Origin of the sequence: Enterococcus sp. DIV0175, from assembly GCF_050529075.1 — a bacterium.
GTDB classification, from domain to species: domain Bacteria; phylum Bacillota; class Bacilli; order Lactobacillales; family Enterococcaceae; genus Enterococcus_B; species Enterococcus_B thailandicus.
Window position 1 is genome coordinate 693,538 of the sequence record NZ_CP172880.1, and the last position, 26,062, is coordinate 719,599.

Annotated in this window: 28 protein-coding genes and 1 riboswitch; of the genes, 26 read left to right on the forward strand and 2 right to left on the reverse strand. The window is 36.8% G+C overall.

Going from position 1 to position 26,062, the window contains the following annotated elements:
- The first annotated feature begins 8 nt into the window (after positions 1-8).
- The 14 genes from ybeY (at position 9) to IGJ76_RS03460 (ending at position 12,424) form a co-directional block, all read left to right on the forward strand.
- A complete protein-coding gene (gene ybeY, locus IGJ76_RS03395) occupies positions 9-485 on the forward strand; it encodes an rRNA maturation RNase YbeY (protein WP_067483877.1) in 477 nt (158 codons plus the stop codon).
- On the forward strand, positions 469-861 hold the full coding sequence (locus IGJ76_RS03400; protein WP_172843720.1) for a diacylglycerol kinase family protein: 393 nt from the start codon (positions 469-471) through the stop codon (positions 859-861). Before ybeY ends, IGJ76_RS03400 begins: the two co-directional genes overlap by 17 nt.
- 18 nt (positions 862-879) lie before the next feature.
- Positions 880-1,779, forward strand: coding sequence for a GTPase Era (gene era / locus IGJ76_RS03405; RefSeq protein WP_067483882.1), 900 nt, complete (start codon positions 880-882; stop codon positions 1,777-1,779).
- A gap of 75 nt (positions 1,780-1,854) precedes the next feature.
- Positions 1,855-2,715, forward strand: coding sequence for a DNA repair protein RecO (gene recO / locus IGJ76_RS03410; RefSeq protein WP_067483884.1), 861 nt, complete (start codon positions 1,855-1,857; stop codon positions 2,713-2,715).
- A 300-nt stretch (positions 2,716-3,015) separates the two neighbouring features.
- Entirely contained in the window at positions 3,016-3,258 is a 243-nt protein-coding gene (locus tag IGJ76_RS03415) for a hypothetical protein (RefSeq protein WP_067483886.1), read from the forward strand.
- Positions 3,259-3,280: 22 nt separating this feature from the next.
- Positions 3,281-4,198, forward strand: coding sequence for a glycine--tRNA ligase subunit alpha (gene glyQ, locus IGJ76_RS03420; protein ID WP_067483888.1), 918 nt, complete (start codon positions 3,281-3,283; stop codon positions 4,196-4,198).
- 1 nt (position 4,199) lies between these two features.
- Entirely contained in the window at positions 4,200-6,275 is a 2,076-nt protein-coding gene (gene glyS, locus IGJ76_RS03425) for a glycine--tRNA ligase subunit beta (protein ID WP_067483890.1), read from the forward strand.
- A 541-nt stretch (positions 6,276-6,816) separates the two neighbouring features.
- On the forward strand, positions 6,817-7,548 hold the full coding sequence (locus tag IGJ76_RS03430; protein ID WP_067483891.1) for a GntR family transcriptional regulator: 732 nt from the start codon (positions 6,817-6,819) through the stop codon (positions 7,546-7,548).
- Between the two features lie 12 nt (positions 7,549-7,560).
- On the forward strand, positions 7,561-8,736 hold the full coding sequence (locus tag IGJ76_RS03435) for an SIS domain-containing protein (protein WP_067483893.1): 1,176 nt from the start codon (positions 7,561-7,563) through the stop codon (positions 8,734-8,736).
- A 25-nt stretch (positions 8,737-8,761) separates the two neighbouring features.
- On the forward strand, positions 8,762-9,733 hold the full coding sequence (gene lacD / locus IGJ76_RS03440) for a tagatose-bisphosphate aldolase (RefSeq protein ID WP_067484145.1): 972 nt from the start codon (positions 8,762-8,764) through the stop codon (positions 9,731-9,733).
- Positions 9,734-9,824: 91 nt separating this feature from the next.
- Complete coding sequence (locus IGJ76_RS03445; protein ID WP_067483894.1) at positions 9,825-10,304, forward strand: PTS system mannose/fructose/N-acetylgalactosamine-transporter subunit IIB; 480 nt, start codon at positions 9,825-9,827, stop codon at positions 10,302-10,304.
- A 12-nt stretch (positions 10,305-10,316) separates the two neighbouring features.
- A complete protein-coding gene (locus tag IGJ76_RS03450; protein WP_430596726.1) occupies positions 10,317-11,210 on the forward strand; it encodes a PTS mannose/fructose/sorbose/N-acetylgalactosamine transporter subunit IIC in 894 nt (297 codons plus the stop codon).
- Complete coding sequence (locus IGJ76_RS03455) at positions 11,197-12,006, forward strand: PTS system mannose/fructose/sorbose family transporter subunit IID (RefSeq protein ID WP_067483896.1); 810 nt, start codon at positions 11,197-11,199, stop codon at positions 12,004-12,006. Before IGJ76_RS03450 ends, IGJ76_RS03455 begins: the two co-directional genes overlap by 14 nt.
- 13 nt (positions 12,007-12,019) lie before the next feature.
- Positions 12,020-12,424 carry a PTS sugar transporter subunit IIA gene (locus tag IGJ76_RS03460; RefSeq protein ID WP_071868702.1) on the forward strand — a complete coding sequence of 135 codons (405 nt, stop codon included), beginning with the start codon at positions 12,020-12,022 and terminating at the stop codon, positions 12,422-12,424.
- A gap of 85 nt (positions 12,425-12,509) precedes the next feature.
- Here IGJ76_RS03460 and yidC read toward each other — a convergent pair whose 3' ends face one another.
- A complete protein-coding gene (gene yidC, locus IGJ76_RS03465; RefSeq protein WP_067483898.1) occupies positions 12,510-13,445 on the reverse strand; it encodes a membrane protein insertase YidC in 936 nt (311 codons plus the stop codon).
- 173 nt (positions 13,446-13,618) lie between these two features.
- The gene (locus IGJ76_RS03470) at positions 13,619-13,894 is read right to left on the reverse strand and encodes an acylphosphatase (protein ID WP_067483900.1); all 276 of its coding nucleotides are present in this window, start codon (positions 13,892-13,894) and stop codon (positions 13,619-13,621) included.
- 105 nt (positions 13,895-13,999) lie between these two features.
- Here IGJ76_RS03470 and IGJ76_RS03475 point away from each other — a divergent pair, with 105 nt between their 5' ends.
- The 12 genes from IGJ76_RS03475 (at position 14,000) to IGJ76_RS03530 (ending at position 25,905) form a co-directional block, all read left to right on the forward strand.
- Positions 14,000-14,764, forward strand: a complete 765-nt coding sequence (locus IGJ76_RS03475; protein WP_270344653.1) for a TrmH family RNA methyltransferase — start codon at positions 14,000-14,002, stop codon at positions 14,762-14,764.
- Between the two features lie 119 nt (positions 14,765-14,883).
- Positions 14,884-15,387 carry an HD domain-containing protein gene (locus IGJ76_RS03480; protein WP_067483904.1) on the forward strand — a complete coding sequence of 168 codons (504 nt, stop codon included), beginning with the start codon at positions 14,884-14,886 and terminating at the stop codon, positions 15,385-15,387.
- Positions 15,388-15,752: 365 nt separating this feature from the next.
- The gene (locus tag IGJ76_RS03485) at positions 15,753-16,085 is read left to right on the forward strand and encodes an LPXTG cell wall anchor domain-containing protein (protein ID WP_071868704.1); all 333 of its coding nucleotides are present in this window, start codon (positions 15,753-15,755) and stop codon (positions 16,083-16,085) included.
- Entirely contained in the window at positions 16,082-16,810 is a 729-nt protein-coding gene (locus tag IGJ76_RS03490) for a WxL domain-containing protein (RefSeq protein WP_270660435.1), read from the forward strand. The genes IGJ76_RS03485 and IGJ76_RS03490 overlap by 4 nt, the downstream gene beginning before the upstream one ends.
- 20 nt (positions 16,811-16,830) lie before the next feature.
- Positions 16,831-17,610 (forward strand): WxL domain-containing protein, encoded by a 780-nt coding sequence (locus tag IGJ76_RS03495; RefSeq protein WP_430596727.1) that lies wholly within the window; start codon positions 16,831-16,833, stop codon positions 17,608-17,610.
- Positions 17,611-17,629: 19 nt separating this feature from the next.
- Positions 17,630-20,275 (forward strand): pectate lyase-like adhesive domain-containing protein, encoded by a 2,646-nt coding sequence (locus tag IGJ76_RS03500; protein ID WP_430596728.1) that lies wholly within the window; start codon positions 17,630-17,632, stop codon positions 20,273-20,275.
- Positions 20,276-20,297: 22 nt separating this feature from the next.
- Positions 20,298-21,047, forward strand: coding sequence for a WxL domain-containing protein (locus IGJ76_RS03505; protein ID WP_095803468.1), 750 nt, complete (start codon positions 20,298-20,300; stop codon positions 21,045-21,047).
- 58 nt (positions 21,048-21,105) lie between these two features.
- Complete coding sequence (locus IGJ76_RS03510) at positions 21,106-22,188, forward strand: DUF916 and DUF3324 domain-containing protein (RefSeq protein WP_430596729.1); 1,083 nt, start codon at positions 21,106-21,108, stop codon at positions 22,186-22,188.
- Positions 22,169-22,924, forward strand: a complete 756-nt coding sequence (locus IGJ76_RS03515) for a class A sortase (RefSeq protein WP_071869154.1) — start codon at positions 22,169-22,171, stop codon at positions 22,922-22,924. The genes IGJ76_RS03510 and IGJ76_RS03515 overlap by 20 nt, the downstream gene beginning before the upstream one ends.
- A 1-nt stretch (position 22,925) precedes the next feature.
- Positions 22,926-23,375 carry a hypothetical protein gene (locus tag IGJ76_RS03520; protein WP_083571982.1) on the forward strand — a complete coding sequence of 150 codons (450 nt, stop codon included), beginning with the start codon at positions 22,926-22,928 and terminating at the stop codon, positions 23,373-23,375.
- A 6-nt stretch (positions 23,376-23,381) separates the two neighbouring features.
- Positions 23,382-24,806 (forward strand): helix-turn-helix domain-containing protein, encoded by a 1,425-nt coding sequence (locus IGJ76_RS03525; RefSeq protein ID WP_430596730.1) that lies wholly within the window; start codon positions 23,382-23,384, stop codon positions 24,804-24,806.
- Between the two features lie 451 nt (positions 24,807-25,257).
- Entirely contained in the window at positions 25,258-25,905 is a 648-nt protein-coding gene (locus tag IGJ76_RS03530) for a FusB/FusC family EF-G-binding protein (RefSeq protein WP_067483924.1), read from the forward strand.
- 41 nt (positions 25,906-25,946) lie between these two features.
- A riboswitch (Fluoride riboswitch) is annotated at positions 25,947-26,011 on the forward strand.
- Positions 26,012-26,062 lie beyond the last annotated feature (51 nt).

The following is a 26,062-nucleotide window of genomic DNA, read 5'->3' on the forward strand; positions in this document are numbered from 1 at the left end:
GATGACTAATGGATATTACATTCATGGATGAAACAAACAAAGTACCTGAGGAGAAGATGCAAGAAATCGACGAACTACTCCAGTTTGCAGCCGATTATTTAAAATTGCCTGAAGAAACTGAAATGTCAGTGACTTTCATGGATAATGATGCGATCCAAGTAATCAATCGTGATTATCGAGGAAAAGATGCACCAACTGACGTCATTAGTTTTGCTTTGGAAGAAGAAGGCGAAGACGAGATCCCAGTTATTTTTGAAGATGGAGAGAATCCAATGCCACGTGTTCTTGGCGACATTATGATCTCAATCGAACGCGCTGCAGAACAAGCAGAATCATATGGCCATTCATATGATCGCGAATTAGGTTTCTTAGCAGTACATGGTTTCTTACACATCAACGGGTATGACCACATGACCCCTGAAGACGAGAAAGAAATGTTTGGGTTACAGAAAGAGATTTTGGATGCTTATGGACTTAAAAGATAAACAGGTTGAGAAGAATAAACATTTTATGACTTCTGTGGAATTTGCCATTCAAGGAGTAAAAACGGTTTTTGATGAAGAACGCAACATGAAAACTCATGTTGTGTTCGGCATCTTTGCATTGATTGCTGGCGTTATTTTTCAGCTTAGTCAGAATGAATGGCTGTGGCTGTTTTTAGCTATTTTTTTAGTGTGGATCGTTGAAATTTTAAATACTGTTTTTGAAAATGTTGTCGATATGTTTACGGACTTTCATTTTCACCCGATCGGGAAAAAAATTAAAGACATGGCTGCGGGAGCGGTTTTATTGACGGCTTGTTTTGCGGTGATCGTAGGTTTGATTTTATTTGTTCCCAAAATTTATCAATTATTTTTTTAAAGAAGAAGGAGAAACAATATGCCAGAACATAAATCAGGATTTGTTGCCATTGTTGGACGCCCTAACGTTGGTAAGTCAACACTTTTGAATCGAATCGTTGGTCAAAAAATTGCCATCATGAGTGACAAAGCACAAACAACTAGAAATAAAATCCAAGGAGTCTACACGACACCAGAAGCACAATTGATTTTTATTGATACGCCAGGAATTCATAAACCCAAACATCGCTTAGGTGACTTCATGGTCGAAGCAGCTTACAGCGCACTGAAAGAAGTAGATGCTGTGTTGTTTATGATTAGTGCGGATCAAAAGCGTGGCCGTGGGGATGATTTTATTATTGAACGACTAAAAAATGTAACCTCACCTGTTTATCTAGTTATCAATAAAATTGATAAAATCCATCCAGATGAGTTGCTAAGTATTATCGAAGATTATTCTTCACAGATGCCATTTGCTCAAGTAGTGCCGATTTCTGCAACTGAAGGAAACAATGTGGATCGTTTGATGGAAACTTTAGTGGATGAAATGCCAGAGGGGCCACAATATTTCCCAGAAGATCAAATAACAGATCATCCAGAATATTTTGTTGTTTCAGAATTGATTCGAGAAAAAGTACTGGTATTGACTCGTGACGAAGTTCCTCATTCCGTAGCAGTCGTTGTTGATTCGATGAAACGTAATGAAAATGATAAAATTCAAATCCAAGCAACGATCATTGTTGAACGTGATAGCCAAAAAGGAATCATCATTGGCAAAGGCGGAAAAATGTTGAAACAAATCGGAACAAAAGCGCGTAAAGATATTGAAAGTTTACTCGGTGATAAAGTTTTCTTGGAACTTTGGGTAAAAGTTCAAAAGGATTGGCGTGACAAAAAAGTCTATCTCCAAGACTTTGGTTACCGTAAAGACGAATACTAAAATCAGTAAAAAAGAACGGATCTGGACAGGTAGCAATACTTTTTCCAGATTTCTTTTTTTGAGGAGGGGAATCGATTGAGTCAATTGGTTGAATCAAAAGGCTTGATTATTTCTAGTCGCAACTATAAAGAAAAAGATAAATTGGTCAAGATTTTTACAGAATCAGCGGGGAAAATGATGTTTTATGTCAAAGGTATCCATCGACAAAACCAGCCATTAGCACCTGCTATTCGACCGTTTACTCAAGCTGTTTATATTGGCACCTTTAAAAGTGAGGGTCTATCTTTTATCACGAGTGTCAAAGATGTTCATGCCTATCGTAAAATTCAAGAAGATATTTTTTTGAGTGGCTATGGGACTTATTTGTTAAGTTTGGTTGATGCAGCAATTGAAGATCACCAATATGATCCGAATCTTTTTCATTTTACGCAACAAGCGTTGGAAAGAATGAATCAAGGAGACGATGCAGAAATCATCACCAATATTTTTGAGATCCAAATCCTACAACGATTTGGGATTGCACCGATTTGGACGCATTGCGCGGTTTGCGGTGAAACACAAGGAAAATTTGATTATTCTTCAAAATATGGCGGTGTGATTTGCGAACGTCATTGGTCCCTTGATCCAAGAAGGTATCACGCGGATCCTCGAGCTGTTTATTTTGCACGTATGTTTTCTGCTATTTCTTATGAGAGAATCAACGGAATCCATTTAAAAGAAGAAACGAAGCAAGCGATTCGTCAATTGATTGATCAGCTTTATGAAGAATATGTGGGGATTCATCTTAAAAGCAAAAAATTTATTGATCAAATGAAATCATGGGAGCATGTGCTCAAACCATTAGAGAAAAAAGGTGACGCCCCAGCTACTGAGCAAGAAGAAGTAGCTGAGGAACCCGAGTCACCCTTGTCAGCTGATCCTACAGATCATGAGTGAGCCGAGAAAAAAAGAAATTTAATTGGTCAATAAAAAAATTTGACAAAAGAGTAACGAAACGGCTATTATTAACCGTAGATAAAAATAGTACGTTGATCAAGAAGAGTAAAAAATACGTGGGTAAAAGCGAGTTCGGGAGAGTGTGAGCCGAATACAATCGATTTTTGAAGTGGCGCTTGGGAGTACGTGAAACGAAGCTGCCGAATGTTTATTCGGAAGTAGGGTGGAACCGCGAATTTATTCGTCCCTATGTCTGTAGTCAGACATAGGGACTTTTTGTATTTTTAGGAGGAAATCAAGATGCAATTTGACATGGAAATCCCGGCAACAGAGTTTAAAGAAAACCGAATCAAAATTCTTTCAAGTGTCGCATTAGCAGTCAGTGTTGTTGATGACCAAGAACAAGTGAAAGAAAGCTTTACCACCAGACCAGAAGAAACGATTTATTCAATTACTGCACAATTAGCTGAGACAGACGTTGTTCGTGTGAAGTTGATTCCAGGTTCAGTCGTCGCATTTTATCCAGTCGTGCAAGCTTTGTAAGAAATGAAAGGGGTACTATACTATGAGTAAAAAATTAAGCGTTCAAGACATGATTTTAACATTACAAAAATTTTGGGCATCAAATGGTTGTATGCTGATGCAAGCCTATGACACAGAAAAAGGTGCCGGAACAATGAGTCCTTACACATTTTTACGTGCCATTGGACCAGAACCTTGGAATGCAGCTTATGTGGAGCCTTCACGTCGTCCTGCAGATGGTCGTTACGGTGAAAATCCAAACCGTTTGTATCAACATCATCAATTTCAAGTCGTGATGAAGCCTTCACCAGAAAATATCCAAGAATTATATTTAGAAAGTTTACGTTTATTAGGAGTCGACCCACTGGAACACGATATTCGTTTCGTTGAAGATAACTGGGAAAATCCTTCAATGGGTTGTGCTGGTGTTGGTTGGGAAGTTTGGTTAGATGGAATGGAAATTACACAGTTTACGTACTTCCAACAAGTAGGTGGCTTACCATGCAAACCTGTGACTTCAGAAATCACTTACGGGTTAGAACGTTTAGCTTCTTATATCCAAGAAGTGGAAAGTGTTTATGATCTTGAATGGTCGGCAGGCGTGAAATATGGTGAGATTTTCAAACAACCTGAATATGAGCACTCAAAATATTCATTTGAAGTCAGTGACCAAGAATTATTGTTACAAAATTTTGATCGTTTTGAAAAAGAAGCGAATCGCTGCATTGATGAAAACCTTGTTCATCCAGCATATGATTACATCTTAAAATGTAGCCATACGTTTAATCTACTTGATGCACGTGGCGCTGTTTCAGTTACAGAACGTGCTGGCTATCTTTCTCGAATCCGAAATATGGCTCGCGCGGTAGCAAAAATCTTTGTTGCAGAGCGTGAAAAATTAGGATTCCCACTATTGAACAAGAACACAGCAAATCCAGAAACAGTTAAGGAGGCTGAATAAGATGGCAAAAGACTTATTATTAGAAATTGGACTAGAAGAAATGCCCGCTCATGTAGTAACACCAAGCATGAAGCAACTAGAAGAAAAAACAGCAAAATTTTTAGATGAACATCAATTGACTTATGATTCAATCGAAACATTTTCAACACCGCGTCGTTTAGCAATCAAAGTAGTAAATGTTCCTGAACGCCAAGCAGACAGTGAAGAAGAAATCAAGGGACCTGCAAAAAAAATTGCATTAGATGCTGATGGAAATTGGTCAAAAGCAGCCGAAGGATTTGTTCGTGGGCAAGGACTAACAACAGCTGATATTACTTTTAGAGAATTAAAAGATGTTGAATATGTTTATGTTACAAAATACACGCACGGAAAACCTGCAATTGAAGTTTTAGCTGGGTTGGCAGATGTAATTAAAAGTTTAACTTTCCCTGTAACAATGCACTGGGCAAATTTTGATTTTGAATATATTCGTCCAATTCATTGGATCGTTGCGTTGTTAGATGATGAAGTCATTCCATTTAGCGTATTAGATGTTGAAACAGGTCGTACTTCTCGTGGACATCGTTTCTTAGGCGAACCAATCACTTTTGACCATGCGAAAGAATATGAAGATAAATTGAATGAGCAGTTTGTGATTGCTTCACCACAAAAAAGAGAAGCAATGATTGTTAGCCAAGCACAAAAATTAGCAGAAAAAAATCATTGGGTAATTGACCTTGATCCAGAGTTGCTTGAAGAAGTAAATAACTTGGTAGAATATCCAACTGTTTTTGCTGGTGATTTTGAAGAAAAATATCTTTCTGTACCAGAAGAAGTCTTGGTAACTTCAATGAAAGAGCATCAACGTTACTTTGAAGTTCGAAATGACCAAGGAATGTTATTACCTCACTTTATTTCCGCTCGCAATGGAGATGCTGTCAAATTAGACAATGTTATTAAAGGAAATCAAAAAGTATTGACTGCACGTTTAGAAGATGCTGAATTTTTCTACAATGAAGACAAGAAAGTTTCAATCGCAGAAGACGTAGAAAAACTGAAATCAGTTACTTTCCATGAAAAAATCGGTAGCATTTATGAAAAAATGCAACGTGTTCAAATCGCTGCCCGCATTATTGGGGAAGAAGTTGGGTTATCTGAATCAGAATTAACAGATCTTCAACGAGCTGCCGAAATTTATAAATTTGATTTAGTGACGAATATGGTCGGTGAATTCCCTGAACTGCAAGGAATCATGGGTGAAAAATATGCGTTACTTGAAGGTGAAAAACCTGCAGTTGCGAAAGCGATTCGTGAACACTACATGCCAATTTCAAGCGAAGGTGAACTACCAGAATCAGTTATTGGTTCGGTTTTAGCAGTTGCAGACAAGTTAGATAGTATCTTTTCTTTCTTTGCTGTAGGAATGGTACCAAGTGGATCAAACGATCCATATGCTTTACGTCGCCAAGCTTATGGTGTGGTTCGTATCGTTGAATCAAAAGGATGGAGCTTCCCGTTAGCTAAATTGCAAGAAGTTATTGATGAAGAAATCAGTAAAGATCTAACACGTTTTGGAATTGACTTAGCCAGTGGTCAAGGCGAAGTTCTTTCATTTATCAAAGGACGTCTACGCCAATTATTAGTCACTAAAGAAATTCGTCACGATGTGATTGACGCAGTATTGAATGCGGAACAAAAAGATTTAACAAAAGTCTTTAGCGCAGCACAATTATTTAAAGAACATTTGAATGATGCAGATTTCAAACCATCTATGGAAGCTTTGACACGTGTCATCAACTTAGCGAAAAAAGCAGAAACAACAGAAGTTGGTGTAGTAGACCCCGCATTATTTGAAAATGAAGCAGAATCAGCATTGAATGAAGCTGTGAATGAGTTAAAAGCTAATTTTGCAACACAAACATTAGGTGAAAGCTATGAAAGCTTAGTCCAATTGCGCCCATTGATTGAAGAATATTTTGATCAAACAATGGTTATGGCGGAAGATCAAGCAGTACGTGCCAACCGTTTAACGCAATTGAAAGAAATTGCATTTATGGCGTTGTCTTTGGCAAGCTTGGATAAGATTATGACAAAATGAGGTTGTGGTACCAAGAGTTAAGCTTCAAGCAATAAGAATACTTTTCTAAAAATAGTTTTCCATATTTTAAGAAAAGAGGACTTATTGCCAAAGAAGCTGCTTGGGGAACACCGTGAATAAGGTTGTGGCGCCAAGCGTTCAGCTCCAAAAAAATAATGAGCAACTGACAAAAATAGCTTTTCATGTTTTTGGACAGTTATGAATTATTTTGAGGAGTTGCTTGGGGAACACCGTGAATAAGGTTGTGGCACCAAACGTTCAGCTTCATTGAGATAGCGGGCCCATACTTTTTCAAAAAAATAAGTTTATTTAGAACTGAGACAATGAAATTTGTCTCAGTTTTTTTGCATTAGAAGCCATTATCAAGCAATAAGTGTCATAATTTTATCAACTGGTATCAGTCTGGTACTTTTCTGAAATGAAAAAAAATCCTTGATAATACTGATAATGTATAATTTTTTTAAAAAAAAGGTTTGACAAAATAGAGAAATATTTTTATTCTTGTCATGTGGTTATAACCAGTTAGAGGAAGGAAAAAATAATGGAGAGCTCAAGCAAAGGAAAATCATTATACTATCAACTTGTTGATGTATTAAAAGATCGAATCGAAACGCAGATGACAGCACACGATCAACTGCCATCTGAACGAGAATTATGTCAACATTACGGCGTTAGTCGCACGACTGTTCGCTTAGCTTTACAAGAATTAGAAACACTAGGTTGCATTTATCGCCGCCATGGTAAAGGTACATTTGTCTCTGATCTATCTGTGAAATCATCCAACTTAGCTGGAGCATACAGTTTTACAGAAGCAATGAAAGAATTAGGCAGACTACCTAAGACAGTTATTTTAGAATTTCGTCAAATCGAAGCAACAAAGAAAATTGCCCAAGCTTTGAATATAATGCTTGGTGAACCAGTGTTTAAAATCAAACGATTACGATTGGCAGATGCAGAACCCTTGATGGTAGAACGTTCTTACTTGCCAGTTAAATTATTTATGAATTTAGATTTACCGTTACTTGAAAGTAAACCCTTATATGATGTTTTCTCACAAGACTACAATCAAATCGTCCAGTTTGCAGATGAAGAATTTTATGCGAGCATCGTTCAAAAGAAAGACGCCGATTTATTACGTATCGCAGATAGTGCACCTGTATTACATTTGATTCGGTCGACGTACAATCATAAAAATGAAATTATCGAATACACAGTCAGCGTTGCCAGAGCAGATCAGTTCCATTATAAAATTCGGCACGTACGTAGTAATTAAGGAGGAAGTCAAATGCTTGAACAAAAAACAAAGTTGAAAGAGCTAGGTGCAGCAATCACGGCTAGTGAAATTCAACAGCAACCAGAATTATGGCAAGAAACCGTTACAATCATGAAGGAAAAAAAAGAAAAACTCAAAGAATTTTTTGAAAAAATGGATGAAGCAGCAGATGGAAAACGTATCCGAGTGATTTTCACTGGAGCGGGAACGTCTCAATATGTTGGAGATACAATTGTTCCTTATTTGAATGGACATGGTGAAACACAAAAGTTTATTTTCCAAAGTATTGGAACAACTGATATCGTTGCTGCACCACAAGATTATTTAATTCCAGACGAACCCACATTACTTGTATCGTTTGCACGCAGTGGGAATAGCCCTGAAAGTTTAGCGGCAGTTGAGCTCGCAAATCAAGTTGTTTCGACGATTTTTCATTTAACGATTACTTGTGCAGCAGAGGGAAGTTTGGCTAAAGCAGCAGAAAAAGATGCAAACAACTTTTTATTATTGATGCCTGAAAAATCAAATGATGCTGGTTTTGCAATGACTGGAAGTTTTACGTGCATGATGTTAAGTGCCTTACTGATTTTTGATCAAACACCGGATGAAACAAAGGAAAAATATGTAACCGTTTTATCAACGTTGGGTAAGGATATCTTAAACAGAGCAACTGAGATTAAGGAATTGATTTCGCCAGATTTTCAAAGAATTGTTTATCTAGGATCAGGTAGCTTAGCAGGTTTGGCAAGAGAAGCACAACTTAAAATTTTAGAATTAACTGCGGGAAAAGTCGCTACTAGTTTTGATTCTTCCATGGGTTTTCGTCATGGACCTAAATCATTTGTAAATGACGAAACGCTCGTCTTTGTATTTGTCAACAATCAGCCTTACACACGAACCTATGATTTAGATATTTTAGAAGAAATTCACGGAGATAAAATTGCGAAACAAGCGATTGCGATTGCTCAACCTGGAAAAATAAACTATTCTGGTCAAACTTTCCAAATCGAAGCAACTGAAATTCGTTTGCCTGATGGGTACCTATCTTTAGCGATGATCTTAGTTGCACAACTGATTGCATTGTTGACATCCATCAAAATCGGAAATACCCCAGATACTCCTTCACCAAGCGGAACCGTTAATCGTGTTGTTAAGGGAGTAACGATTCACGACTATCCAGGAATTTAAAGAAAAGAGGAGAAAATAAGTGAACTTGACAACAGAAAAACAAGCAGCAATGAATCGATTATCCACAGAAACCGGGAAAATCAGTGCATTAGCAATTGATCAACGTGGTGCACTGAAAAAAATGATGAATGCACTAGGAATGGATGCGACAGCAGAACAAATCAGCGAATTTAAAACCCTCGTTTCAAGTGAACTGACACCTTTTGCTTCTGCTATTTTGTTAGATCCAGAGTATGGCTTACCTGCGGCAAACGCTCGTGACGAACAAGCAGGCTTGTTATTAGCTTATGAAAAAACGGGGTATGATGCGACGAAACCAGGACGTCTACCTGATTTGCTCGAAGATTGGTCTGCCTTACGTTTAAAAATAGCGCAAGCAGATGCTGTTAAATTCTTACTATATTATGACGTAGATGAAGACCCAGCAATCAATCATGTAAAACATGTTTTTGTCGAACGTTTAGGAAGTGAGTGCGCAGGAGAGGATCGTCCTTTTTACTTAGAATTGGTTTCTTATGATGCAACAATTACAGATAGTAATTCAATTGAATATGCGAAAATCAAACCCCATAAAGTCATTGAGATGATGAAAGAATTTTCACGGCCAAACTATAAAGTGGATGTATTAAAAGTCGAAGTGCCTGTCAATATGAATTACGTTGAGGGGTTTGCTACTAGCGAAACATGCTACACACAAGTTGAAGCACAAGAATTCTTTAAAGAGCAAAGTGAAGCAACGAATTTACCATTTATTTTCTTAAGTGCAGGAGTGTCAACGAAATTATTCCAAGAAACGTTGGTCTTTGCCCACAAATCTGGTTCGGACTTTAACGGTGTTCTTTGTGGCCGAGCAACTTGGAAAGACGGTGTAAAAGCCTATGTTGAGAGTGGTCGAGCAGGCGCAATTGATTGGTTGCAAACGACTGGTCGGGCAAACATCGAGGAATTAAATGAAGTTGTGGAACAAACAGCGACACCTTGGTATGAAAAAGCATAACAGTTTCATTTTAATTGAAGAAAAAGTAAGCGGTTTCGATTGCTTTTTATAGTAACATCACATATTTAAAAATAGAAGGGAACGAAGCAAAATGGCAATTATTGGCGTACGGATTGATGGCAGACTGATTCATGGACAAGTAGCGAATTTGTGGACAACAAAATTAAATATTACGCGAATCATGGTAGTGGACGACGAGGTAGCAACGAATGCAATCGAAAAAAGTGGTCTAAAGCTTGCTACACCAGCCGGAGTAAAGTTAAGCGTGTTACCAGTAGAAAAAGCAGCAACTAATATTTTAGCTGGAAAGTATGATTCGCAACGATTGCTGATTGTTGCAAAGAAGCCAGATCGTTTATTGAAGTTAGTTGAATTAGGCGTTCCTTTAACAGAAATCAATGTTGGCAATATGTCTCAAACAGATGAAACTCGATCGATTACTAAGTCAATCAATGTTGTAGAAGAAGATGTGTCCGTATTTAAGCAGTTGGCAGCCAAAGGTGTACACCTGATTGCCCAAATGGTCCCAAGTGACAAAGCCGAAGACTTTATGAGTCTGTTAACAAAATAGGAGGAATAATTCATGGATATTCAATGGTGGCAGATCTTATTATTATCATTATACGCAGGCTATCAAATTTTAGATGAGTTACAAATTTATTCGTCAATGAGTGCACCCGTGTTTGCAGGTTTATTTGCAGGTTTAGTGATGGGTGACTTGCAATCTGGTCTTATTATTGGTGGTAGTATGCAGTTAACAGTGTTAGGTGTTGGGACATTTGGTGGTGCCTCTAAGATTGACGCAAACTCAGGGACGATTTTAGCGACGGCATTCTCTATCTCGCTTGGAATGAATCCTGAGCAAGCGATTGCAGCAATTGCTGTGCCGGTAGCTAGTTTGATGATCCAATTAGATATTTTAGCTCGCTTTGCAAATACGTATTTTACACATCGAATTGATCGACATGTTGAAACAATGAATTATAAAGCAATTGAACGAAACTTCTTGATGGGTGCCTTACCTTGGTCACTTTCTCGATTAGTTCCTGTCTTCTTAGCTTTGGCTTTTGGTGGCGGCTTAGTTGAAAATGTTGTTGGTGTGTTAAATGGTGACCTAAAATGGCTAGGTGATGGTTTGTCTGTAGCCGGAGCTGTTTTGCCAGCAGTTGGGTTTGCTATCTTATTACGTTATCTACCTGTTAAGAAACATTTTCCATATCTTGTTTTAGGTTTCACGATTACTGCATTGTTAGCAACACTTTTCTCAAACGTTCAATTACTTGGAACAAGTGTCGCAAGTGTAGTGAAAGAAATGCCAGGAACGTTTAACTCATTACCAATGTTAGCTGTTGCTTTGATTGGATTTGCATTAGCAGCAATTAGTTATAAAAATGGTCAGAACAATCACAATCAAAAACCAGTAGCAAGCGAGCAAGTAGAATCAGCTGAGGGGGAAATCGAAGATGACGAAATCTAATTATAAATTGACAAAGGAAGATTTTAAACAAATCAATCGAAGAAGCTTATTCACCTTTCAACTAGGTTGGAACTATGAACGGATGCAAGGTTCAGGTTATTTGTATACGATTTTACCTCAACTTCGTAAAATTTATGGTGATGATACACCTGAATTAAAAGAAATAATGAAAACGCATACGCAGTTTTTTAATACGTCAAACTTCTTTAATACGATTGTAACTGGTATCGACCTTGCAATTGAAGAGAAGGAAGGCATTGCAGCAAAACAAACCGTTTCTGGGATGAAAGCTGGGTTAATGGGACCTTTTGCCGCAATTGGTGACTCGATCTTCGCAGCACTTATTCCAACTATTTTTGGTGCATTGGCTGCGAACATGGCAATCAATGGAAATCCAGCGGGTGTTTTCATTTGGATCGCGGCTCAAATTGCAGTCATGGTCTTTCGTTGGAAGCAATTGGAGTTTGCCTATAAGGAAGGAATTTCCTTGGTAACAACAATGCAATCGCGGCTCACTGCGTTAACTGATGCAGCAACTTTACTCGGTGTCTTCATGGTGGGCGCTTTAGTAGCAACGATGGTCAATGTAAAATTTTCTTGGGCACCAAGCATTGGTGATGTGACGTTAAATATGCAAAATAATATTGATATGATCTTACCTAAGCTTTTACCAGCAGCAATCGTTGGTGGTGTGTATTGGATGTTAGGTAAGAAAAATATGACATCTACACGCGCTATCTTTATTGTTTTGATTGTCTGTGTTGCGTTATCAGCCCTTGGTGTGATTTCAAAATAATGGGGTGTAAGAAATGAGTCAAGAGTTAGTTTTGATTAGTCATGGTCAATTATGTGAAGCCTTGAAAAAAAGTACAGAAATGATTATGGGACCACAAACAGCAATTCATACGGTGGCGTTGTTAGAATCAGATGGAGTAGAAGACTTTAAAGAAAAATTTTTACAAGTCACAGATGAATTAGACTCCTATGTTGTCTTTTGTGACTTAATGGGAGGGACGCCCTGCAATGTCATCTCTCGTATGATTATGGAAGGCGCAGCGATTGAACTTTATGCAGGGATGAATATGCCAATGGTGATTGAGTTTATCAATGGGACATTGCTTGATACACCTGTTGATTTTATTACTTCCGGTCAGCAAAATATCGTTTCTGTTAATCAAATGATTGCACTGACGAATGAAGAAGAGGATGAATAAAATTATACATCATGAAAAAGAGTGGCTGATCGAAGGATCAGCCACTCTTTTTCTTGTTGAAAGTAAAATGCTTGAAATAAAAATTTTAGTTACGGTTTTGTTTACCAGCATTTCGTTTTTTTGATGAATTATTTCTTTGTTGTGTATTGACTTGTTTAGGTGCTTTTTTCGTTTCAGCAGGTGTGACGTCTTTTCGAGGTGTCACGACTTGCTTGGGCGGATTTTGTTTCAATTCTTCAGCCACTTGAGCTTTTAAACGAGGCTTCATCAAAACGTTCGTAATGAATGTTTGAATACAACTAAAGATACCACCAACTACCCAGTACAGCGTAACGCCGGCTGGTGCACTAATTGACATAAAGACAATCATTGCTGGTGAAACAATCAGCATCGTACGCATGGTTTTCTTTTGCTCTTCGGGAATACCAATCGTTGAGATATATCCTTGAAGCAAATAAGCAATACCAGCGATAGCAACTAACACTAAACTTGGTGAGCCAAGATCGATTCCGTAAAAGCTTGATTCGCGGATTCCTTCAGTATAACGGGCAGTAAAGTAAAGTGCTGAGAAGATAGGCATTTGGATTAGCAAGGGTAAGCAACCAATTCCACCAGTCATACTCATCCCATTATCTTTATATACTTGTTGCATCTCTGCTTGTGCAGCGACTTGTTCTTCACGAGTCGTAGCAGCTTTTAACTTTTCTTGTGCAGCTGATACTTGTGGTTTTAACGCTTGCATTTTTTCTGATTGGATCATTGTTTTTTTCGATTGGCTAATACCTAAAGGCAGGATTACTAACCGAACGATAATAGTCAAAACAATAACGGCCCAGCCATAAGACCAATTAAAATTTTCTACTAAATAGGTAATTGCTTGCCCCATCGGATGAACAAGAACTCGATAGACAAAACCTGATGTGTCAGGATTTCCATGCGAGTCAGTTCGAACACAACCGGATAAAAAAAGTAGGACAGTAACTAGTCCAGATCCCAATAACCAATTTTTCCATTTATTCATAAAATACTTCCTCTTCCATAATTTTTACACAAAATTAACTATACTAAAAAAAATTTCATAATTCAATCAACTTCATAGAAAAGTCATAGAAATGTTCGGAAACTGTCCCCAGAATACACAGAAAAAATAAAGAGGAAAATCAGAAACCTGTTTTTTCCTTTTTCATGAAGTTCTTAGTAGATGACGTCAAAACTTGTTCGGTTATCCATCCACGGATTGTCTTGTAAATCGAGATAGGTCACTCGACCAGCAGGACTGGGTGAATCTTTGATCTCTTTAATGAAGCTTTCTACTTGTTCATCCTCGCCTGCGGCCTCTATTGTAACGGAACCATCTTCTTCATTTTTTACTGTTCCATAAATTCCTAAACGATCTGCAACCATTTTTGTTGTGTAACGAAAACCAACACCTTGGACGCGACCTTGGACATTCATTTTGACTTTACGCATAAGTTGTCACCCGCTTTCATTTTCTTATCTTTATGATAACTATTTTTTAGGAGAGAAACAAGTTACAGCCTTGAATACATGCTATAATCAAGTGAGGTGAAAAAGGTGAAAGAAATTCAATCCGCAAAAAATCCACGAATCAAAGAATTGAAAAAATTGCATAAGAAAAAATATCGCGAAGAAAATCGCACTTATCTTTTAGAAGGTTTTCACTTGATTGAAGAGGCAGTGGCTGCAAATGCTGTCATCAAAGAAATTTATGTTACCCAAAAAGGTCAAAGAGAATGGCAAACTTGGCTAGAGAAACTAGCTGAGATTGAATTATTTTTCGTAACAGATGAAGTCATGCAAGCCTTATCTGATTTACCAACACCACAGGGAATCCTTGCTGTTGTAGCACGTGAAGCAATGGAACCACCAGTTTTTTCGGGTGGCTGGTTGTTGCTAGATAATGTCCAAGATCCCGGAAATGTGGGGACGATGATTCGAACAGCTGACGCTTTTGGCTTAGCAGGCGTGTTGCTTGGCCAGGGAACAGCTGATTTATACAGTACGAAAGTGTTAAGAAGTATGCAAGGCAGTAATTATCATTTGCCTGTTATCCAGATGGACTTATCACTTGCTGTTCAGCAACTAAAAGAGCAGGGGATTATGATTTATGGAACAGAGTTGAATGAAGCAGCAACTGCGTTGAATGAAGTAGAAAAACCGGCTAATTTTGCCATTATTATGGGAAATGAAGGACAGGGAGTTAGCCAAGAATTATTGAACTTTACAGATAAAAATATCTATATACCAATGAGTGGAAATGCTGAATCATTGAACGTAGGTGTGGCGACAGGTATCTTGTTGTACCACTTTGCAGTTTAGTTAAGGAACTATTAAGCTTTCTTATTTTACTGCTCAGTAGCTAGAATCTTATCGTTTCAGGTGATATACTATGGTCAATTTCAGAAATAACGAAAATCAAAAGGTGGCAGATTGAAAATATGACAGAAAAATGGCGTGAAGACGAAGAATACATGTCTTATGTAGCAGATCTTTTGGAAACAGATGCAGTGAAAAAATTAGCCGACTACACGCAACATGTCCACTCAACACGATTGGAACATTCCATTAGTGTTTCTTATTATAGTTATTTATTAGCGAAAAAATGGGGCGGGGATGCTAAGGCAACAGCAAGAGCTGGGCTTTTACATGATCTGTTTTATTACGACTGGCGAACGACTAAATTTGATGAAGGTTCACATGCGTATGTACACCCAAGAATTGCTGTGAAAAATGCAGAAAAAATCACGGAACTATCTGATTTAGAACGTGATATTATCTTGAAACATATGTGGGGAGCAACCATTGCACCACCCAAATATAAAGAAAGCTACATTGTGACATTTGTTGATAAGTATTGTGCAGTGAAAGAAGCTGCTCAACCAATGACTAGTAGCATGCGTCAAAAATGGCAACATTATTTTGGAAAAGAACAATCTATTTAAGACAAAAAGCATAGGGCAGCGATCGTAATTGATCGTTGTCTTTTTTTCTATCGAAAGAGCAAGAAAACAGCGAATAATCTGTTTTTCTGCTCTCTTTTTGATTGCCTTAATGGAATAATCATTTTGTGTATGAATAACGATTAAGAAAAATAAAATAATAACTATGATTTGCAATACAAAAAAAGAAAGCGGTCAAAAAATCCCGTGTGTAAACGCTAACAATTGTTGGCACATAACGGTTTATATATTTTTTTTTGATAGTTAAGTAAAAAGTTTGAAAGAAACAAGTTTTTTATTTTTTTATAATTAAGTATGGTTGGAGGCCAGTTCAATCAAATCACAAAAAGACAAGAAAGGAGTAGCATATGAGAAATATTTTAAAAATGATGAGTGTTCTACTGCTATTTTTTTGTGTAATAGGGATTACAAATGAAATAAATGCAATAGAGCAGAACTATGACTCAAATGGACAAGCGAGTTTTTATGGTAAATATGAGTACGAGAATAAAAATGATTCAAATAATTCTGGATCTGATTGGGTAGCAGGATCTAATAATTATTTATCAACTGGCCAAGTCATATTACCAAGTACAGGAGATTATACTTATCCAGCTTTTACGCATGTGGGGGTTATTCTGTTAATCGGAGTAAGCATTTTTATTTTTATGAAAAAGAGAAAAGGGGAATTTGATAGATGAAAAAGATGGTTAAATTGATGTCAACTACTTTGCTATTCAGTTTGATGGCACACTCGATTCAAGTGGCTGCAGAGGAAACATTTCCAAAAGAATACAACTCAGAAGGAATTATTACTTTTGAAGCAGGGGACGAAGAGGTAACACCCCCAGTCGATCCGGAAAATCCAGATCCAACAGATCCTGTAGATCCAGTGGATCCTCCAGGACCAGGAACAGGTGGGGCATTATCGATTGATTATGGTTCAAAATTTAAATTTGGTGTACAAAAAATCTCTACAGCAGATAAAGTGTATTACGCAGCACCAGATGAAATGACAGATGGTTCTAAAAAACCGACTTATGTCCAAGTTACCGATAAAAGGGGGACGTTGGCAGGATGGAAGCTAAGTCTTTCACAACCAGAACAATTCAAAACAGCATCAGGTGAAGAGTTAGTTGGCGCACAGTTAGCATTTACAAAGGGACAAGCTGCTTCATTAGTTGACGCAAAATATACACCAACAACTGTGAACGCTGATTTAATATTGACACCTGGAGCAAGTAATACGCTTGCAATCAATGCGAAAGAAGGAACTGGCGTTGGAACATGGGTTTATCGTTTTGGTGCCAATGAAGAAGAAAACAAAGACGCTGTTCAACTTTCAGTACCAGGGAAATCGGTCAAATTAGCACAACAATATTCAACAAAATTAGTATGGTCTTTGGAAAATACACCAAATAACTAAGTTTGAGGAGGAGAGTATCAATGAAAAAGCAACTCATCGGTCTGTTAGCTTTTAGCACTTTAGGACTGTTAGCGACATCTATCGAAGGATATGCAGCAGAGAACAAACAGTATGACTCAAATGGACTCGTAGAATTTATTCCTAATTTAGATCCAACTGTTCCAGTTGATCCAGAAAATCCAGATCCAGAAAAACCAGTAAACCCAATTGATCCAACAGATCCAAATGGGCCAAATCCAGGAACACAAGGACCATTGTCAATTGACTATGCTTCTAGTTTAGATTTTGGTAAAAATCGTATCTCCAATAAAGATCAAGTTTACTTTGCCAGAGCACAAGCTTATCAAGGTGACCAAAAAGATACGGCGAACTTTGTTCAGATTTCTGACAATCGCGGAACAAACGGTGGTTGGACGTTGACAGTTAAACAAGAGACTCAATTAACTTCGACAACACAAACATTGAATAATGTTTTAACGGGTGCACAAATTACTTTAAATGATCCAACAGTGAATAGTAATGCACAAAACGTAGTAGCTCCTGATGCAAAAGATAATATTGCTTTAGTACCTGGACAGGAGTCTGTTGTGACAACAGCCAAAGCAGAAGCTGGTGCTGGAACTTGGGCAACCTATTGGGGAGCTGTAGAAGAAGTAGAAGAAGTTGATGAAAATGGTGATGCACAAAAGGTAAATGTTACAAAGGCTATCCAATTAGCTGTACCTGGTTCAACGCCTAAAGATGCGGTTAAATACCAAACAAAATTAGTTTGGACGTTAACGGATGTTCCAGGAATTTAGAGATTAGGGGGAAAGAGATATGTTCAAAGGAAAAATAGTTACGCTAATGTTAAGCGGCATATTAGCGACCAATATCTCTCCTATTGTCAATACATTTAGTTCAGACTCTATTACAAACAGTTCTGAAACCACTCAAAATGAATTACCTGATACAGACATTTCAGAACGATTAAACACGGATATTTCTGATCAGCAAACAGAAACGAGCGACATTCCGACAGCTGATTCAACCCGTGAGACACTTTCTTCAAGTGAAAATGGGAATGAAAGTACTACAGAATCAAGTGATACTACAAAGAAAACGTCTAAAGTAGAAGAAAAAAATGAGGGCAATGCGCTAATCACTACAAGAGAAGCAGCTATTGACGGTGTAGAAGTATCCAGTTGGAGTACATTTGTTCAAGCTATTAGAGACGAAGCAGTCACTAAGATTATTTTGACAGGTGATTTTGACAATCCCAGTAATACAGATACATCTTTAACCAACTATTCGAGAAAAAATGACTTAGAAATAGATGGTAGAGGTCATCGAGTGGATTTCAAAAGTACATCTATTCAGCTGGGTTCGCCAACAGGATCAGGGAATTTTCATATGCATGATATCGTGCTTAATCAACGTTACGGTGGAGCAAATAGTGAAGACATTGTGGGCACTCGTTTAAATTACACTAATGGCGGGAAATGGCGATATCGTTTTGGCAATATTACAACGGAACCCGATGTCCAAAGGTTGGCAAGAGCCTCTTATTCTGAAGTAACCGTATATGGAAAAATGGACATCGATACACGTGCGGAAAACTTCTATTTAGGTAGTTTGAAAATGGAAGATGGTACCAATTACAAAGGGAATGTAAATTATTACAATTTCTCGATTTTTTGGTATAACGTTGCTGCAGCAGATACATCCACAGGTGCAAGCAAAGAATTTACGATTGGAAAAAATTGTCGTGTCGATTTAACACAAAGTCAGACAACGGGTACGACTTATCCAGCAGTTTATTCATATTATCAAGCATTGACGGTGGGAGAAAATAGTACATTTAATGTAAATATGCCCGGAAATGCTGTTCGATTTGATATGGATGGTGCAGGAATGACTATAAAAGCAGGGGCAATCGTTAACTTAACTAGTAAACAAAATTCTGGTTCAGTTGTAGCTTATAGTAATGACAATAATTATTTGATTGTTGAACCAGGGGCTTACTTTTACACGATTGGTGTAAGTAATCAGCCACTGATTAATTTGTCTGCCAATGGACTAGGTACGGGAAATGTTAGAAGACAAAATAACAAGTTTATTTTGAATAGTCCTGCTCAATACGACATTCGTAATTTAAGAGATGGCTACACAGCAGTTCAAGTTGCTATGGGAAATTATACGGATAATCTTTTTCAGATTGTCGATTCTGATATTGATTTGTGGAAGTTAGCTACCCAACCTCTAGGCCCCTCAGATGAAACATATACAAAAGTAGCTCAATTTTCAGTAACCGGTAATGGCTCAAATGAACAAATTAGTGCTACTACCTCGGGATTGAATTCTTTTTCTCAAAAAAATTATCGTAGAATCTCAGGAATGAACCAAAACCCTGTCGTTGAGTGGGTTCCTGTTACAGATGCAGATAAAACAATTAAAGCCAGAGTGATTATCGGTTATGTGCCAGATAATAATGGATTAAATGCTGACGGAGAAGTTAGCTATATTCCTGTTTATGCTTCCAAAAATCAAGCAAATGTGACAATTACTGATACCCACGGGAAAGTAACGAAAGATTTATTGACAGATGAAAATGGCTATGCAAGTTATCAATCAGAATCATTTAATCTTGCAGGAAAAGATATGCAGGCAACAGCGCAAAGAGGTCCATGGATTTCGGAAGAAGCATCAAAATATCTTGTAATTGATGTTACACCTCCAGAACCAGCCATTATCGATAGCGGTGAAACCTTATCACCTTTGGTCAAAGAGCTATCAGGAACTGGTGAAGCTGGGGCAATCGTTACGATAACACTAAATGGTGAAAGGCAAACCAATACTACGAATGTTTCTAGTGAAGGAAAATGGACGTTGTCCCTTTCAAATCTAAGTTTAAAGAAAGATGATGTACTACAAATCTTTTTACAGGATACAAGTGGCAAAATAACACAAATTCCGGATCCACCAAAAACGAATACTGAAGTTGGGAACATTCAGCCTGCAGAAGAATATGCTTACCGCGATGCTGTCTTTAAAGCTGCAACAAAAATAGTTGTCATAGGAACCTTAGAACTGAAGGCTGTACCTGAAACATTTGATTTTGGTACGCAAAAAGTTAGCAGTATCCGAACAAAATATACACCCAATGTAATTGGAAACTTAATTGTTTCTGATACGCGGGGAGCTGAAAAAAATCCTTGGCGAATTACGTTGAAAGAAAAATCTCCTTTAGTTTCGGACCATAATAGCTTAGCGGGACAATTTTATTACACGAATGATGTGGAAACAATCAATATTACTAGTGAATCAATTCCCGTTGAAGAAGGTAAGCTAACAGAAGATGGCGAAACAAATTTATCAGACGGTTGGAATGATACAGAGGGACTCAGTCTGAAAATACCGATAGAAAAACAATTGTTAGGGACTTATAAAGGAACTTTAGAATGGGCGCTTGAAGATGTCCCATAATCAAAAGAATGGAGCAAATAAAATGAAAAAATCAACTAAATTATTTATGTCAACAATTATCCTAGGCGCACTAACTGTACCAGTAACTACTTTTGCAGCTGACGGTGGCGTTTATACTTCAAACGGTGTGGTAGAATTCGTACCAAATGAAGACCCAACCGATCCAGTTGACCCTACGGATCCAACAGGTCCAGTAAATCCAATCGATCCAACGGATCCAGATGGACCAAATCCTGGAACAAATGGTCCACTATCAATTGACTATGCTTCAAGTTTAGATTTTGGTGTACAAAAAATCACTTCGAAAGACCAAACTTACTTTGCTGCATCACAAAAGTATAAAACCTTAGATGCAGAGGGTAATCCATCAACTGAAGTGAAAGAGGGCCCCAATTATGTTCAAGTGACTGATAATCGTGGGACAGAGGCTGGCTGGTCATTGAAAGTGAATCAAGAAGGTCAATTTACATCTACTTCAGGAAAAGAACTAACTGGTGCAACAATTAGTTTCAAAAATGGGCGTGTAGTGACAGCATCTGATTCAGGTAAACCAGTTGGACCAGAAACAATCGTTTTAAATGCAGATGGTTCACAATCTGATGTTATGGCAGCCAGTGTAGGAAACGGTGCTGGAACGTACCTTTACACTTGGGGAACTGCTACAACAGCTAGTGAAAGCATTGAACTAAGTGTCCCAGGTTCAACAACAAAATATGCTGAAAAATATTCAACTAAGTTAACATGGACACTGACTGATGTACCAGGAAATTAATGCCTTGAGAGACGAGAAATCATTCTCGTCTCTTATCTATTGGTAAGGAGTGGTTTGATTGAAACGAAAACAAATACTATTCACAATTGCACTAGTTGTTTTAAGTGTTTTTGCTAGCAGTAAAACGATAGCTGCCAGTGAATTCAATTTCGCGGTTACACCGATAACACCTGCAAATCAAATTGACAAGGAAAAAACTTATTTTGATATCCAGCTCGAACCAAATCAACAAGAAAAGTTAAACGTTAATTTGCGAAATGATACGGATAAAGAAGTTAAAATTGATGTTTCACTAAATAATGCTACGACTAATTCAAATGTAGTAGTTGAATATGGAAAAAATGAGATAAAAAAAGATAGTAGCCTAACATTTAATCTGGAAGATTATGTGGACTATCCAGAAACAGTTACCTTGAAACCTCATAGTAATCAAACCGTTACTTTCCAAGTTAAGATGCCAAATGAAACATTTGATGGCGTACTGGCTAGTGGGATTACATTTAAAGAAGTTCAAGATGAAGAGAAACAAAAGGAAAAAGATGAGCAAGGATTATCAATCAAAAATGAGTATTCTTATGTTGTAGCTTTACTGATGCGCCAAAACTTAAATGAAGTGGCACCTAATTTAATTCTTCATGAGGTTGAGCCTGGGCAAATCAATGCTAGAAATGTCATTTTAGCGAATATCCAAAATGATCAAAAAACGTATATCAACCAAGTGAGTATTCAAACCGAAATTACAAAAAAAGGTCGCTCAGAAGTTTTATACCGTGAAGATAAAGAAGATTTACAGATTGCACCAAACAGCAACTTTTCTTTTCCTACTTCTCTAGGTGGTGCTGCCTTGGAACCAGGTGAGTATCATCTAAAAATGACTGTATTTGGAAATGAAAATGAGTCAGGAAAGTTTACTAGAGAAAAAGAGAACACGACTGTTAACTACACCAACTATTGGGAATTTGAAAAAGATTTTACAATTGCTGGTGATGTTGCTCAGAAGTTAAATGCGAAGGATGTCACAATCAAAAAAGATAATACTAAACTTTATATCCTGATAGGAATCATTTTCTTGTTATTGATGTTGTTGCTGATACTTTGGTTGATTTGGAGAAAGAAAAAACATGAGGAAGAACAAACTTAAAATCATTATCAATTTACTTTTTATTATGGGTGTATGTTTGATTTCTTTTCCTATTATTAAAAATACAATTACAATCGTAAAAATTCAAAAGACAAAAGTAGTAACAAAGGAAGAACTGCCAGTAGTAAACCCGAATGAACGAATCGTTTTACCGACAATTGAAAGTTATCTAACAGCATCTTCCAAAAATCTTGGAACAGCTATCGGAGAACTAAACATTCCCAGCCAGAAAATAAAAATACCTATTTTTGCTGGTTTAAACAATCAACAAATGTTATTTGGTGTAGGCGCTATGTATCCAGAGCGTAATGTTCTAAAGGATAACTTGGTACTTTTGGGTCATCATTTAAGCATGACGGAGCTACTATTGGGCAATATTCAAAATTTACAAGTCAATGACAAAATCACTGTGACCTATCTAACGAACAAGATACAATATCGAGTAATTAAAAAGGAAACAGTCAATGAAACGAATCTTAGTGTTTTAGAAAGTACGAACATACCTCAGTTAACACTCATTACTTGTGATAAGCCTGAGCTTACTGATAAACGAATTGTAGTGACTGCAAAACTAGTTGATCGGGAAGAACAAGAAACTTTACAGAATACTAAGAATAATGTGACACCAAATAAAAAAATATTACAAAGGAGTATCGTGAAATATAGCTTAATACCTCTTTTCATAATGTTCACTGCATTAGGTATAGGTAGCTATGTGATTTGGCGATACGTATAAAATGATGAATCAGTATAAAAATATTTTATTGTGGAGTTCTATTATTCTCTCCCTTTTAAAAGCAACAAGTGTAGTATATGGAGAAGAAAATCAGCATCCTATTTATGACCCAACAAACCCTAATCAACAAGTCCAACCACTGGAAAATACACATGAAAATGAAGCCGTTGTTTCAATCGAAGATAGTTCTGAAACAGTATCTGAAACACAAGAGAGTAGTAAGGAATCGAAAGAAATACAAAAATCTTCTGCTACAACTTCAGTAACAAATGAAAAGGCTCAAAAGAAACCAACTAAGAAAATTTATTTAACGAAAGAACTATTTAATGTCAACAAAGATGTTATACAAAATGGTGGTCTTGATGGTGACGACCCAGACCCCGATAATCTATTTTATTTCCAATTGATTGATGAATTAGTGGGAACAGCAATATATGGAAGAAAGAGCTGATTACTAATGAATTATGAGTTTTTTTTGAGCAAAGAGGACTATCGCAGTTATTCCTTACTTAAATATTTGGAAGAAAGCTCAAATTTGTCAGAATCAATACTGAAAATCCAAGAGGAATTATCATTATCAACTTTCCTTTTGAAAAAAACGATTGAAAACTTAAATGATGATCTTGATGAGCTAGGTATAAGTGAACATTTAAAGATTCTTGCGACAGGTACAGAAGTTTCTTTAGAGATTGATGGCCATTACTCTAGTGGTTTTTTATTGTCAAATTATATCAAACGATCCATTTATTTAGATTTATTGATTGAATTTTTTCGAGAAGATTACACTACCCTTGAAGTTTTTGCAGATGAGCACCATATCAGTTATTCTTCAGCGTATACTATCTTGCAAGAGCTAAAAAAAGTGTTGAAGAAGCATCAGATTTTTTTTGATAAAAAAAAATTATACGGAAATCGAAGGAATATTGTCATTTTCTATTATCAATTATTTCTGGTTACAGATATTTCTTATACGAAAGTTTATCCGGGAGATGTCATCGATCAAACAAATCAATTTATTTTTTTATTAAGTAATGAATATTCTTTGTCTGTTTATGAAAAGAAAAAATTATTTCATTATCTATCTGTCAATTTATTAGCAGAGAAGTCAAAAGAGTTAGAGATTTGTAAAAACATTATCCATTTTTTCTCTGAAGAAGACGTTACAAAAATAAAAAAGTTATTAAAAATATCTTCAACTACTTTTGCCTATCTAGTTCTGATTTGGCTTTATCTGAATGATAAAGTAGATCGAACGTATATCGAAAACAATAAAGACGAGGGTATCGAACAGTTAAATGATCACTTTATCCAAAAAATTGAAGAACGATTTAAGCCGCTTCAAGAAGAAAATACTTGGGAAATTCGTAGAGAACTAAGTAAAATTCATTTTAATATTCTGTATTATCCTATCAATAAATTTGATGAATTTACTATTAATATTTATTTTTTTAGGCAAAATTATCCGGAGTTCTACTTCTATTTGTTAGATTATGTCAAGTTATTAACGGAAGAGTACAAAGAATTATCTCGAGATAAAATTTTTCTGTTTTTTAGTTACTTGATGTTAATCATCAATCATGTACCCGTTCAGTTGATTTCTGACTCAGTCAAAGTCGGTATCGATTTTTCTTATGGATCTGCTTATAACCAATTTATCAAGAAAAACTTAGGTTTATATATCAATCTAAATGTAGAGGTCGTTGATGATGAACAATCAGCTTATACAGATGTAGTTATTACCAACATGAATAATTTGTATGGGGAAAGTTCTCCACAAGTTGTCGTCTGGTTAAATCCACCTCGCCCCGTCGATTGGGGGAATCTTACCAAGATTTTGTTGAAAATCCAAGAGGAAAAATATAAGAATGGTCAAAACAACTAATACTCGTACAAGTATTGTTACCAAAAAAAGACTTTTAGCTATTGATCAGTAGCCAAACATCGAAAAATGTTTTTTAGCCAAAAAGATGGAACAGAACGCAAGCACGTTTTGTCCATCTTTTTTATTGTCTGAAGTTTGAGTATGGAAGAGAAAAGAGTCGATGTGTTCAAAAATGTGGAGAGCGTCTGAAACCTGTCGAAGGGATCTGGATATGTTTCTTTGAAGAGGAACACATCACAAGCAATGATTGACGAAAAAGCGAAATTGGTGTTTACTTACAGATGACCATTTAAGCAAGTACATAGATCAATACCATTAAAGGGGGTGATGATGAGATGCACACTAACGTATCTTATTTAAAAGAGTTGGGTTTGAACAAGTAACGACATGCTTTGTTGAAACAACTTTTTTCTTCAAAGTATGACTTTTGAAAGAAGAAAGGACTCTTAAAATGAAACAAACAATCCAACCATATCAATATTATTTTATTCAACGTGAAGTAGAACAATTACTTAATGCTTATTCTTCTGTGAACGATCCGAAAACGGTTCAAACAGTTCAAGCATTAGCAACTGAAAAAATTCATTCTGTCATTCAGGAAGAATTACCTGAGATCACCGATTTTTTAGCAATCGTAATGAATGTCACGCTAACACGAGCAAAAGCGGAGCGTGCGTTGGAAGAACTGAAATCCTATGTCATACCTTTTGAGCAACCTTCGAAGCAACAAGTTGACAAAATTTTTCGGAAAGTGAAAAAGCTGAAACAACCAACCTGGTCAGCATATGATCTTAGAGAACACACTTATGTAGGGTTCAACGATCCGGGAAGTCAAAGAAAGTATTTGCTTTACTATGAAGAAGGAAAACTCCAAGGAGATTACGGCAGTCTATCACCAACCATTACAAAAGGAATTTGTGCTATTTGCCAGAAAACATCGAATGTTTCACTCTTTCTTTCAACGACAAAGTCTGGTTCAGACGGTACCTATACAAAAAAAGGCAATTATATTTGTCATGATAGCGATATGTGTAATCATCAATTGGTACAACTTGAGCCATTTTATGAATTTGTTCACCGCGTGAAAAAAGAACGATAGTTGATTGTAATTTTCAGAAAATCATGCTATATTTTTAAATGAAGTGAATAGGTGATGGTGTTCGCCTTTAAACGTTTATCAATAAACTAATGACGCCTACTAAAAAACGGGATAAGTGTCCTCTTTTTTAGTAGGTGTCTTTTTTTAGGAGGAGTTT